Raw genomic sequence first — 12,840 nt, 5'->3', positions numbered from 1 at the left:
AAGGCGATTATTTACGAGCTGCTTTGAACGCTTCAGCCATCGCACTGCTCATGACAGCGTCTTCCTGCTTGTTCAAGCTAGCCATTGCTTCTTTCTCTTCAGCTTCATCCTTAGCACGGATAGAAAGGCTGATGGTGCGGTTCTTACGATCTACACCCATGAACTTAGACTCGACTTTGTCACCTACAGAGTAAACTGTTGATGCATCTTCGATGCGCTCACGAGAGATATCTGAAACGCGAAGGTAACCTTCAACAGTCTCAGCTAGTTCAATTGTAACACCTTTTGCGTCAACTGCAGTAACAACACCATTTACAACAACACCTTTCTTCTTATCAGCAAGGTATGCATTGAATGGATCGTCTTCAGTTTGCTTAACGCCTAAGCTGATACGCTCACGCTCTGGGTCAACAGAAAGAACAACTGCATTGATTTCGTCGCCTTTCTTGTATTCAGCAACTGCGTCTTCGCCAGTACCATTCCAAGAAATATCAGAAAGGTGAACTAGACCGTCGATGCCGCCGTCAAGACCGATGAAGATACCGAAGTCAGTGATTGACTTGATCTTACCAGAAACCTTGTCGCCCTTGTTGAAACGCTCTGCGAAGTCATCCCATGGGTTAGTCTTACATTGCTTAAGACCTAGAGAAATACGACGACGCTCTTCATCGATGTCTAGAACTAGAACTTCTACTTCATCACCTAGGTTAACAACCTTTGATGGGTGGATGTTCTTGTTAGTCCAATCCATTTCAGAAACGTGAACAAGACCTTCAACGCCTTCTTCAATTTCAACGAAACAACCGTAGTCAGTTAGGTTAGTAACGCGACCAGTCAAACGTGTGTTTTCTGGGTAGCGCTTGCTGATTTCTAACCATGGATCTTCGCCAAGTTGCTTAAGACCTAGTGATACACGTGTGCGCTCACGGTCGTACTTAAGAACTTTAACGTTGATTTCGTCACCAACATTAACGATTTCTGATGGGTGCTTAACGCGCTTCCAAGCCATATCTGTGATATGTAGAAGACCGTCAACACCACCAAGATCAACGAATGCACCGTAGTCAGTAAGGTTCTTAACGATACCTTTAACTGATTGACCTTCTTGAAGGTTCTCAAGAAGAGCATCACGTTCTGCGCTGCTTTCAGATTCGATAACTGCACGACGAGAAACAACAACGTTGTTACGCTTCTGGTCAAGCTTGATAACTTTGAATTCTAATTCTTTGTTTTCTAGGTGAGCGGTGTCGCGAACTGGGCGAACGTCAACTAGAGAACCTGGTAGGAATGCACGGATACCGTTTAATTCAACAGTGAAACCGCCTTTAACCTTACCATTGATGATACCGATTACAGTTTCAGCATCTTCGTACGCTTTTTCTAGAACGATCCAAGCTTCGTGACGCTTAGCTTTTTCGCGAGACAGTTGAGTCTCACCGAAGCCATCTTCAACAGAGTCAAGAGCAACGTGCACGGTATCGCCAACAGAGATTTCAAGTTCGCCAGAAGCGTTCTTGAACTGTTCAGCTGGGATTGGGCTTTCAGACTTAAGACCTGCGTCAACAAGTACAGTACCGTTTTCGATGCGTACAACTACACCAGTTACGATAGAACCTGGACGGAACTCCAAAGTTTCAAGGGATTGTTCAAATAGATCAGCAAAAGATTCAGTCATGTTTAAGTTACTTTCTTTAATAAACCACAGCCCATCCTGGACGCGGAGTCAGTATAATAATTTGCCTCATCCTTGGGGCAAATAGTTAAATACCTGCTTACGCAGGTACTTGAAAACTTTTATGAATATGAGTCAGCGCCATGGCTAACACATCTTCTATAGAAATGTTCGTCGTATCGATTACAAGTGCGTCTTCGGCTGGCACCAAAGGAGCAACACTACGATTCATATCGCGGTCGTCACGCTCTTTTATCTCAGACAAAAGCTGATCGATTTTAACATCGAAGCCATTGTCCTGCAACTGATTATAGCGCCTTTGCGCCCTTTCCTCTGCACTAGCAGTCAAAAAAAGTTTTGCTGGTGTTGCTGGGAAAACAACCGTTCCCATATCGCGACCATCGGCAATCAATCCAGGTGCTTCAGCAAAAGCACGCTGACGACGCAACAATGCTTCTCTAACACGCGGAAAAGCCGCTACTTTTGATGCAGCATTTGAGCACTCTTGACTGCGTATCGTTGTTGACACGTCTTCGCCTTCCAGCACGACTTTAATGCCTTTGCTTTCATTACCCGTAATAAACTGCACGTCCAAGTGTGCTGCCAGTAATGTTAGCGATTCTTCATTATCAAGTTCTACGTTGTGATGAATAGCAGCTAATGCTAATACGCGATAAATTGCACCACTATCTAACAACTTGTAACCTAACTTCTCAGCAAGTAATTGACTAATAGTACCTTTTCCCGCACCGCTAGGGCCGTCAACAGTGACAACAGGAGCCCGTTCTAACATAAAATCCTCCACAAGAAATTCAATCTTCCTTGATATAACCGAAAATGAGCGCGCGCATTATAAACCATGTAACGCGAGAAAGCGGCATCTAATTCAAATAATCAGAGATCCCATTAAGATATGGTTCAGATTTATGACAAAAATCTGAACCATTTAACCTAATGTATTAGGGGAAGTATTTTAGTTTGCTAGGGCATTAAACTGAGTAAAGTAATCAGGGAAAGTTTTAGAAGTACACTCAGGTTCATTAATGGTAATACCACAATCAGCAAAGGCTAACATTGAAAAGCACATTGCCATTCGATGATCGTTATAAGTATCAATATTTGCGGTATGCGGTTTGACTGGCGGCGTTACACTAATGTAGTCATGTCCCTCATCGACTATAGCCCCTACTTTGCGTAACTCAGTAGCCATTGCTGCTAAGCGGTCGGTTTCTTTGATGCGCCAGTTATAGATATTTCGAATATGAGTAGTACCGGTTGCAAACAGCGCTGCAGTTGCAATCGTCATCGCGGCATCCGGAATATGATTCATATCAAGATCAACAGCGTTTAATTTCGAGCCTCGAGCAATAATGTAATCATCACCCCACTCTATGTCTGCCCCCATCTGCGCCAATACGTCAGCAAATTTTACATCACCTTGAATACTCAGTTTGCCTACACCGGTCACTTTGACTTCGCCGCCTTTAATTGCACCTGCAGCTAGAAAATAAGAGGCTGAAGATGCATCTCCTTCAACCAAAAGTTTTCCTGGGCTGATATAGCGTTGTCCGGTTTTGATTTCAAAAGATACGTAATTATTATTGGTAACGTTAACGCCAAACTGCGCCATTAACGCCAAAGTAATATCGATGTATGGCTTTGAAACCAACTCGCCCTTAATTTTAATATTGACATCACCTTTCGCTAGCGGTGCAACCATGAGTAGTGCAGTCAAAAACTGGCTAGAGAGATCACCTGCTATTTCAACGTCGCCGCCACTTAAGCCCGTAGCATTAATGGTTAATGGCGGAAAGCCATCATTTTTGAGATAGCTTACGTCTGCGCCAAGTTGGCGTAATGAGTCTACCAGATCACCAATAGGCCGCTCTTCCATTCGAGGCTCGCCAGTTAAAGTGAACTCGCCTTGCCCAAGCGTTAACGCAGCGCAAAGCGGGCGCATGGCTGTACCTGCATTGCCTAGGAATAACGTTTGTGCTGTATCAGCATTAAGCACGCCAGCGATACCGTCAACTTCACAGACTGTGTTGTTATTTGTTAAGCGATAATTCACGCCTAACTGTTTGAGCGATGCTAACATATAGCGGATATCGTCAGAATCGAGTAAATTTGTTAATGTCGTGGTCCCTTCAGCTAACGTCGCAAGTAACAGCGCGCGGTTAGAAATGCTTTTAGATCCTGGGATATTAATGGTCCCGTTTACTTTTTCGATAGGCTCTAAACGTAATTGATTCATTGATAACTTCTTTAAATTACTGCAGGAGTCAAACTCACCTGCGGGTTAACAGTAGACGTTCATGCTAAAGGCTTGTTAGGTCACCACGACAAAATGACAGCGGTTTAGCGATTGTTTGAACTTCGTAGTTACAAATTTACTGATTGCTGCGAAGTATTCAACACTTTTTTGCTAAAAACTCACCTTTAAGCCTCAAAAGTTATTCAACTGGTAGAAATAAGCATTTAACCAGCAATGAATCAGCGTTATTTTTAGAAAAATAACGTTATTGGAATCAATAATTGCCAGAATGATGAACGGTGAAAATATTTACTATTACTATCTAATTGGGATATTTCTACGTTACTCTAGTCAATATAAGAACAACTGAATAAAAAGGTCTATTTGGACCAATCACAAAGAGGTAGATGGAACTATGTTCAACAAACTGACCGCTATGCCTGCAGACCCCATTTTAGGACTACTGACGAAGTATCGAGAAGATACTCATTCACAAAAAGTCGATTTAGGTGTTGGGGTATATAAAGATGAATCTGGTCATACCCCAATTCTGACCTGTGTTAAAAAAGCAGAGCAGTATCGATTAGACACCGAGTCAACAAAAGTTTACATCGGTCCAACAGGTTCCGCTGACTTTAACCGACTAATGTCAGAGCTAGCTTTCAGCGCCGATAACCCAGCAATTCTAGCAAACAGAGTGCGTACTGTTTCCACACCAGGTGGTACAGGTGCACTTAGAGTCGCTGCCGATTTTATTAAGCGCTGCAACCCTAACTCTGTTCTTTGGGTAAGCGATCCTACATGGGCTAACCACACAGGTTTATTTGAAGCTGCTGGGATAACCGTTAAAACTTACCCCTACTACGACTACGATACAAAATCTCTCAAGTTTGAAGAGATGAAATCGGCGCTGTCTAATATCGGAAATGATGATGTCGTGCTTCTACATGCCTGCTGTCATAACCCAAGTGGCATGGATCTCAACCCGCAGCAATGGGATGAGATTATTGAATTAACTGCAGTGCAAGGTTTTACCCCACTCATAGATATGGCCTATCAAGGCTTTGGAGATGGTGTAGATGAAGATGCATATGGCGTCCGTAAGATGGCTGCAACGGTTAACAACATGATCTTGTGCAGTTCATGCTCAAAGAATTTCGGCCTTTACCGAGAACGAATAGGTGCCTGTAGCATCATAGGTAAAGATGCCGCAGCCAGTGATGTCGCTTTCTCGGTATTGCTTTATGTTGTGCGTTGTATCTATTCAATGCCGCCAGCACATGGTGCTGCAATAGTTGAAACGATTCTAGGCTCAAATGAGCTAAAACAAGAGTGGTTAGATGAGTTAACAGTAATGCGCGATCGCATTAACGGCAACCGCGCCATGTTAGTTAACAAGCTAAAAGAGATTGGCGTTACTCGTAATTTCAACTTCATCACTGAGCAAAAAGGCATGTTCTCGTTCTTAGGGATCACGCCAGTGCAAGTCACGCAGCTTCAAAGTGATTATAGTGTTTATATGGTCGACTCAAGCCGCATAAGCATTGCGGGTATAGGAACAGGGAATGTTGATTACTTAGCAAAATCAATTGCTAAAGTACTCTAAGCTTTAAAGTTCTACTAAAAAGCCGCTTTTAATAGCGGCTTTTTTTATTTCGATTTACTCGTTAGCTATGTTTTTTGGCAAAGGTCTGCATGAATTTCACTAATTCAATAACTCCTTCTATCGGCATTGCATTGTAAATACTCGCCCGCATTCCACCAACGCTGCGGTGTCCTTTTAGTGCCACCAAGCCAGCCTGTTTAGCTTCTTCCAAAAATTGGTTATCGAGCTCAGCATTAACAAGCTGGAAAGTTACATTCATTCGAGAACGATTCTCTACAGCGACACCACTTTTATAGAAGTCCAATTCATCAATACATTGGTACAGTCGCATTGCTTTTTCGATATTAATCAGCTCAACAGAGTCAACTCCACCGCTAACTTTAAGCCAAGCAAAAACCTCTGCCGCTAAATACCATGCAAATGTAGGCGGAGTGTTGTACATAGAGCCATGCTTAACCGCCAGTTTATAATCCATAATCGACGATTGCGGAAGACTCGGAAGGGACAACATATCATTGCGTACTATGACAATACTCAAGCCGGATGGACCAATATTTTTCTGTGCACCAGCATAGATGAGAGCAAATTGGTTCACGTCTATTTTTCGTGACAAAATATTTGATGACATATCAGCGATAACCGGCCATGGGCTATTGATTGTGTCAAAGATCTCAATACCGTCCACAGTCTCGTTCGGGCAGTAATGCAGGTACCGGTAATCTTTATCAATATTTGAAAGCGAAGGTAAAACCACGCTATTTATGCCATTATTGTTTTCGACGATATTTATCGTATCGATATTTTCTTCGCCAACCAGCTTTTTGGCTTCTTCAACTGCAGCTGAAGACCAACTGCCGTCAACAAGATAAAGTGCCCGGCCTTTATCGCCAAGAAAGTTATTGGCAATAGCCGAAAACTGACCTCGCCCGCCACCATGCATAAACAATACATGGTAGTTTGCTGGTATATCCATTAACTGGCGTAGATCTGCTTCGGCTTGGTTGGTTAGCGCTATAAACTCTTTACTTCGGTGGCTAATCTCCATCACCGAAGTCCCCATGCTATTCCAGTCTAACAGCTCACTCTGGGCTTTATCCATAACTGGTTTAGGTAACATGGCGGGTCCAGCACAGAAATTAAAAGTAGCGCTCACAAGTATTGTCCTTTTATGATCGATCAGTTTATACATGGGGTTTTACAATCTTTTATCAGTATATCGTAACCATCTGGTGGCTAAAACGAAAAAGTCAGTTAACTTTGCTAATTCAGTGTTTTGAAAATAGGCGGCTAATGAGCTCTTTAAACCTTTAGTACGCTATAAAAAAGTGTGCTTTTTATACCAACGGCGCATAACAGGTTTAAACGAATATATTTCAGCCAATGAAGCCTCTTGAACCATAAGCATGAAAGGCATTTTTAAGATTTTTTGTAACTAAAGAAACTTTAACTATTTCATTTGAACAAAAACTAAGCTCAATCGATAAACCGCCTCTAGTATTGTTGAACCTTATGCTCAACAATAGCCGTATAAGAATGATTATAATCTTTCGTTGGATCCATACATGCTTTTAAAACCCATTTTATTCTTCAGTTCTCTATCCGCCGCCATTTGGCTGCCTACATTTGAAACTTACGCAAAAACGTCTGACTTCAAAGCTCTTGCGGATAGTTTTAAGCACGACTTCCATCGCAATTTGAAAGCAAATAAGGTTCCAGGAGGCGCGTTTGTTATCGTAGAAGGCGATAGCATCCTCAAGTTAAGTACCTATGGAAAACGCACTAAAGGCGGTAGTAAAAATATTAATTCAGATACAGTGTTTAGGCTCGCTTCTGTGTCTAAAACGTTTGCAGGTACACTTGCTTCAATGTTAGTAGAAGAGCACAAACTAGACTGGAATCAATCTATTGTGAGCTATGTTCCTGAGTTTGACCTAGCAGATAAGCAAGCAGCAAAGCAGATAAATCTCGGCCATATTATTGGTCATAGTACTGGACTATGGCCAAACAGCTACGACAATTTAGTTAACGCCAATGTAAAAATGCCAAAAATTATTCCCAAGTTTGAAGAGCTAACACCTATGTGTAGTCCAGGGGTCTGTTACGGATATCAAAACGTTGCCTTTTCATTCATTCAAACTGCAATAGAAACCCAGGCAAAGCAAGATTATTCTGAGCTTTTACAACAAAGGATTTTCTCGCCACTAAAAATGGGATCGGCATCTGTAGGCTACGAAGCATTCCAAATGACTAAGAATAGAGCCGAACCACATGTGAAGACTAAATCTGGCTTTAAAAAGGTGAAAGTCAAACCAAACTATTATCAATTAGCACCAGCAGCAGGTGTAAACGCCAGCATTTCCGATATGTCCAAATGGCTTATGGCAAATCTAGGACAAAATCCTAGTGTAATACCTAATAGCGTTCTTAAAGATATTACTACGCCAGGCATTAAAACGTCGCGAGAACTGAGGCGAAGAGATTGGCGCGCCTACCTCGACAGTGCTCATTACGGCAAAGGCTGGCGTGTTTATGAGTTCGAAGGCCGACCTTTAATTTATCATGCAGGATGGGTTGCAGGTTACGTCGCAGAAATATCCTACTCTCCAGAACTCAATATTGGAATGGCCATGCTTTTAAATGGTGAGTCGAGAGTCATTGCAAAGCTAAGTTCACAGTATTGGCGTGACGTGTTCAAGCATGCCGATAAGCTCGAACAGCAGTCATTCTGAATTAATTTACATATGAGTAAAACAAAAAAGGATGCCAATGGCATCCTTTTTTAATTAAAAGCAAAGCTTGCGATTATTTAGCTTTCAGACTCGCTTGGCTCAGAACCTTCTGCTTGAGAAGTTTCTTCAGTCGTTTCCTCGCTGACGATTGGGTTACCCTCTTCATCGAGTTCAACTTCCTCATCTTGTATTTCGTCAATACGCTGCAGACCTACTACCTTTTCATCTTCCGCTGTACGGATAATAGTAACGCCTTGAGTATTACGGCCAATACTCGATACACCAGTCGCAGGTGTTCGAACTAAAGTTCCTTTGTCGCTGATAAGCATGATTTCATCGTTATCGCCAACTTGTACAGCACCGACTACAGCGCCATTACGTTCGCTCACTTTGATAGAAACAACACCTTTTGTACCACGACTCTTGGCTGGGTACTCAGAAAGTGCAGTTCGCTTACCGTAACCATTTTCGGTTACCGTCAAGATTGCGCCATCTTCTTTAGGCACAATTAGCGATACTACCGTTTGGCCATCTTCAAGCTTGATACCACGAACACCAGTAGCAGTACGGCCCATCGCACGTAGTGCAATCACCTCTTCACCAGTTTCAGGGTCAATTTTCACTTCACCCGTTTCTGCATTACGTGCTTTTTCGTTAAATCGAACGACTTTACCTTCGTTAGAGAACAACATTATGTCGTCATTACCATCGGTAATATCAACGCCAATCAGTTGGTCACCATCTTTCAAGTTAACCGCAATAATACCGTTCGCACGTGGGTTGCTGTAAGCTGTTAACGCTGTTTTCTTAACGGTACCGTGAGAAGTTGCCATAATGATGTATTTATCATCTGCATATTCACGTACTGGTAAGATAGCGGTAATACGCTCACCTTCAGATAGAGGCAATAAGTTTACAATTGGACGTCCACGAGCGGTACGGCTCGCGAGTGGTAATTGATACACCTTCAACCAATACATTTTACCGAAATCAGAAAAACATAAAATAGTATCGTGAGTATTCGCGACTAAAAGTTTTTCGACGAAATCTTCATCTTTAACTTTAGTTGCTGCCTTACCTTTACCACCACGGCGCTGCGCTTGGTAATCGCTGAGCGCTTGGTATTTTGCATAACCAAGATGAGAAAGTGTAACGACCACATCCTCTTCGTTGATTAGATCTTCTAGGCTCATATCAACTTCATTAGCATTGATAACCGTGCGGCGTTTATCGCCAAAGTTTTCAAGTACTTCATGAAGCTCTTCAGTAATCACTTCCATCAAGCGCTGCGGGCTGCTTAATATCAGTAGCAATGCAGCGATAACTTCAAGTAACTCTTCATATTCAGCGATAATCTTGTCGTGTTCAAGGCCCGTTAAACGGTGCAAACGAAGCTCAAGAATCGCTTGTGCTTGTTGCTCTGTCAGGAAGTACTTGTTATCGCGAATACCAAACTCTGGCTCTAGCCACTCAGGACGAGCCGCATCATCACCAGCTTTTTCAAGCATACCTTTTACATGACCAAGCTCCCAGCCTTGTGCAACCAATTTAACTTTGGCTTCAGCGGGTGTTGGAGAGGCTTTAATAAGTGCGATGATTGGGTCAATGTTAGCGAGTGCAACCGCTAGAGCTTCCAAAATATGGGCTCTTTCGCGGGCTTTACGCAGTTCAAATACAGTACGACGAGTCACAACTTCACGGCGGTGAAGAATAAAACACTCGAGCATCTCTTTCAGATTAAATAGTTTTGGCTGACCGTTAGTCAACGCCACCATGTTTATACCAAAAGAGCATTGCATTTGTGTTTGCGCGTACAAGTTGTTTAATACAACTTCACCCACTTCACCACGTTTGATCTCAATGACAATCCGCATACCGTCTTTATCAGACTCATCTCGGAGGCCACTAATACCTTCAATTTTCTTATCTTTTACGAGCTCGGCAATCTTTTCGATTAAGCGAGCTTTGTTAACTTGATATGGGATTTCATGAACAATAATACGCTCACGGCCATTATCTTCAGTTTCAACATCCGCACGGGCGCGCATAACAGCACGTCCACGCCCAGTCTTATAAGCATCAATAATGCCTTTACGACCATTGACGATAGCAGCGGTTGGGAAATCTGGTCCAGGTATATGTTCCATCAATTGTTCGATGGACAATGCTGGATCTTCGATAAGCGCTAAACACCCTGCAATCACTTCCGTTAAGTTGTGAGGTGGAATATTTGTTGCCATGCCGACAGCAATACCAGAAGAACCATTAACCAACAGCGTTGGAATTCGAGTTGGCAATACAGCCGGTATAAACTCAGTACCATCATAGTTAGGTACAAAATCGACCGTCTCTTTCTCGAGATCTGCTAATAACTGATGCGCGACTTTGTCCATACGGATTTCGGTATAACGCATTGCAGCTGCTGCATCACCATCGACTGAACCGAAGTTACCTTGGCCGTCGATAAGTGGGTATCTCATTGAGAATGGCTGCGCTAAACGAACAATTGTGTCGTATACAGCAGTGTCACCATGCGGGTGATATTTACCAATTACGTCACCGACCACACGAGCCGATTTCTTATATGGCTTGTTCCAGTCGTTCTTCAATTCGTTCATGGCGAATAAGACGCGACGATGAACAGGCTTTAAGCCATCACGAACATCGGGCAGTGCCCGGCCTACAATTACACTCATAGCGTAATCGAGGTAAGAATTCTTTAATTCGTCTTCAATATTAATTGGTGTTATAGATGAAGCCAGATCAGTCATAAACTGCTCGATCCCCTGAAATTTAGCATGCAATTCTCACTCATAAGAACGGCCATGCTTGAAAACGTGATTTGGCATTCTAACACAGTTATTTGGTGGCGCTAGACCCAATACTGCATTCATTTTAAATAAGCACAAAAACGCAATACTATTGATTAAAATCAAGGCATAAGTGCATTTTATAGCCACTTCGAGCGGATCGTAGAAAACCGAGCGATCTCCGCTTTGTTTATTGCTGCTAATCATTATAATGAAGCACAAAAGACGAACTAATCGATCTGAGGTAATTACAGTGCAAAATAACAATAATGTCGATCCTGAAGAGATTGCAAAATTTGAGAAAATGGCAGCTACTTGGTGGGATCCAAACGGTGAGTTCAAACCCCTGCACAACCTTAATCCACTGCGCCTCAATTATATCGATCAAACTGCTGGCGGTATTTTTGGAAAAAAGGTACTTGATGTTGGCTGTGGCGGCGGGATTTTATCTGAAAGTATGGCGCGTATTGGTGCTGATGTCACTGGCCTTGATATGGGCGAAGAACCGCTTGATGTTGCTCGTCTTCATGCTTTAGAAACCGGAGTTTCTATAAACTATATCAAGAATACCGCAGAAAACCATCGAGACGAACACAAACAACAATATGATGTCATCACCTGCATGGAAATGCTTGAGCATGTGCCAGACCCCAGCTCTGTGATTCAAGCTTGTGCTGACATGGTAAAACCTGGCGGCTACGTTTTTTTCTCCACTATTAATAGAAACATTCGTGCCTATGTAGAGACCATCTTAGGGGCAGAATATTTATTAAAGATGCTGCCAGTGGGTACCCATGATCATAATAAGTTCATCAGACCCTCGGAGCTAATTGGTCTTGCTGATAATGCCGAGCTAATCTGCAACGATGCAGTTGGGATCACCTATAATCCAATAACGGATGTGTTTAAGTACACTAAAAGCCTAGAAGTCAATTATATGATAGCGACGATTAAAAATGACTAATAGCGAGCAATGCAAGCCGTTAACCATCAAAGGAGTGCTTTTTGATCTCGATGGTACTTTAGCTGACACAGCACCAGATATGGTCGAGGCACTCAATATCAGCCTTACTCAATTCGGCTTTCCTACGGTGAGTATTAGTGAACTTCGTTTTCAAGCGTCCCATGGCAGTTTAGCCATGGTACGAACAGCACTACCGACTAAAGACGAAGATACACATGTTCAGGTGCAATCAGCTTTGTTAAAAAACTATCCCCAAGTAAACGGCAAGCATTGTCAGCTTTTCGCTGGCTTAGATATATTTTTAGAATTGTTGTCAGCCCATGAGATTCCATTTGGGGTCGTCACCAATAAACCTGCAAAGTTTACCCGCCCTCTGATGATTAAAATGGGCCTTGAAAAAATGATGCCCTCTATTGTTAGTGGTGATACTACATTACATTCAAAGCCTCATACTGCGCCGATGAAACTTGCTGCGCAGCAATTATCTGTACGGCCAGACCAGATACTCTATCTCGGTGATGCTGAGCGTGATATGCAAGCAGCAAAGGCCAGTGGTATGCATGCAGGGCTAGCTAAATGGGGCTATATTGCCCCCACTGATGCTATAGAGGATTGGCCAAGCGATATCAGTTTTGAAGACCCTGAAGCACTCACTGACTGGTTAAAAAACCAACTTGGTATTTAGGCAAACGCGCGAGTTTACAAATGGTGAAGATCGCTAAAGGATCCTGCGATCTTCAACAAGTTTTTTCGCTGGCTAAATATTCTCCTTCTACACAGAACTCAAATCAAAACAAGCTTCAAG

The 12,840-nt window shown here is 42.7% G+C and carries 9 protein-coding genes; 4 read left to right on the top strand and 5 right to left on the bottom strand.

What is annotated here, in order from left to right:
- Nucleotides 1-7: 7 nt before the first annotated feature.
- From rpsA to aroA, 3 genes are all read right to left on the bottom strand, one after another.
- The gene (gene rpsA, locus SWP_RS11210) at nucleotides 8-1,675 is read right to left on the bottom strand and encodes a 30S ribosomal protein S1 (RefSeq protein WP_020912589.1); all 1,668 of its coding nucleotides are present in this window, start codon (nucleotides 1,673-1,675) and stop codon (nucleotides 8-10) included.
- A gap of 97 nt (nucleotides 1,676-1,772) precedes the next feature.
- Entirely contained in the window at nucleotides 1,773-2,465 is a 693-nt protein-coding gene (gene cmk / locus SWP_RS11205; RefSeq protein ID WP_020912588.1) for a (d)CMP kinase, read from the bottom strand.
- Nucleotides 2,466-2,645: 180 nt separating this feature from the next.
- The gene (gene aroA, locus SWP_RS11200; protein WP_020912587.1) at nucleotides 2,646-3,926 is read right to left on the bottom strand and encodes a 3-phosphoshikimate 1-carboxyvinyltransferase; all 1,281 of its coding nucleotides are present in this window, start codon (nucleotides 3,924-3,926) and stop codon (nucleotides 2,646-2,648) included.
- Between the two features lie 415 nt (nucleotides 3,927-4,341).
- Here aroA and SWP_RS11195 point away from each other — a divergent pair, with 415 nt between their 5' ends.
- The gene (locus SWP_RS11195; RefSeq protein ID WP_020912585.1) at nucleotides 4,342-5,532 is read left to right on the top strand and encodes an amino acid aminotransferase; all 1,191 of its coding nucleotides are present in this window, start codon (nucleotides 4,342-4,344) and stop codon (nucleotides 5,530-5,532) included.
- A gap of 61 nt (nucleotides 5,533-5,593) precedes the next feature.
- On the opposite strand, the gene serC is transcribed toward SWP_RS11195, so the two are convergent.
- Nucleotides 5,594-6,685: a 3-phosphoserine/phosphohydroxythreonine transaminase gene (gene serC, locus SWP_RS11190; RefSeq protein WP_020912584.1), complete on the bottom strand. Its 1,092-nt coding sequence runs from the start codon at nucleotides 6,683-6,685 to the stop codon at nucleotides 5,594-5,596.
- Nucleotides 6,686-7,094: 409 nt separating this feature from the next.
- Between serC and SWP_RS11185 the strand changes: the two genes are divergently transcribed.
- Nucleotides 7,095-8,261, top strand: coding sequence for a serine hydrolase domain-containing protein (locus tag SWP_RS11185; protein WP_020912582.1), 1,167 nt, complete (start codon nucleotides 7,095-7,097; stop codon nucleotides 8,259-8,261).
- 77 nt (nucleotides 8,262-8,338) lie between these two features.
- Here the strand turns inward: SWP_RS11185 and gyrA are convergent, their stop codons facing one another.
- Nucleotides 8,339-11,032, bottom strand: a complete 2,694-nt coding sequence (gene gyrA / locus SWP_RS11180; RefSeq protein WP_020912581.1) for a DNA gyrase subunit A — start codon at nucleotides 11,030-11,032, stop codon at nucleotides 8,339-8,341.
- Between the two features lie 292 nt (nucleotides 11,033-11,324).
- Between gyrA and ubiG the strand changes: the two genes are divergently transcribed.
- Nucleotides 11,325-12,035 carry a bifunctional 2-polyprenyl-6-hydroxyphenol methylase/3-demethylubiquinol 3-O-methyltransferase UbiG gene (ubiG, locus tag SWP_RS11175; RefSeq protein WP_143711192.1) on the top strand — a complete coding sequence of 237 codons (711 nt, stop codon included), beginning with the start codon at nucleotides 11,325-11,327 and terminating at the stop codon, nucleotides 12,033-12,035.
- A complete protein-coding gene (locus SWP_RS11170; RefSeq protein ID WP_044555858.1) occupies nucleotides 12,028-12,720 on the top strand; it encodes an HAD family hydrolase in 693 nt (230 codons plus the stop codon). The genes ubiG and SWP_RS11170 overlap by 8 nt, the downstream gene beginning before the upstream one ends.
- Nucleotides 12,721-12,840: the final 120 nt, after the last annotated feature.

The sequence above is a fragment of the Shewanella piezotolerans WP3 genome (assembly GCF_000014885.1).
Classification (GTDB): domain Bacteria; phylum Pseudomonadota; class Gammaproteobacteria; order Enterobacterales; family Shewanellaceae; genus Shewanella; species Shewanella piezotolerans.
The sequence above is the reverse complement of the archived record's forward strand: the minus strand, read 5'-3'. Positions and strand labels throughout refer to the sequence as shown.

What these genes read in the sequence shown, in the direction of transcription:
- rpsA (WP_020912589.1), bottom strand. Translation starts at nt 1,675, where the DNA reads ATGACTGAATCTTTTGCTGATCTATTTGAACAATCCCTTGAAACTTTG.
- SWP_RS11170 (WP_044555858.1), top strand. Translation starts at nt 12,028, where the DNA reads ATGACTAATAGCGAGCAATGCAAGCCGTTAACCATCAAAGGAGTGCTT.
- gyrA (WP_020912581.1), bottom strand. Translation starts at nt 11,032, where the DNA reads ATGACTGATCTGGCTTCATCTATAACACCAATTAATATTGAAGACGAA.
- SWP_RS11195 (WP_020912585.1), top strand. Translation starts at nt 4,342, where the DNA reads ATGTTCAACAAACTGACCGCTATGCCTGCAGACCCCATTTTAGGACTA.
- SWP_RS11185 (WP_020912582.1), top strand. Translation starts at nt 7,095, where the DNA reads ATGCTTTTAAAACCCATTTTATTCTTCAGTTCTCTATCCGCCGCCATT.
- cmk (WP_020912588.1), bottom strand. Translation starts at nt 2,465, where the DNA reads ATGTTAGAACGGGCTCCTGTTGTCACTGTTGACGGCCCTAGCGGTGCG.
- aroA (WP_020912587.1), bottom strand. Translation starts at nt 3,926, where the DNA reads ATGAATCAATTACGTTTAGAGCCTATCGAAAAAGTAAACGGGACCATT.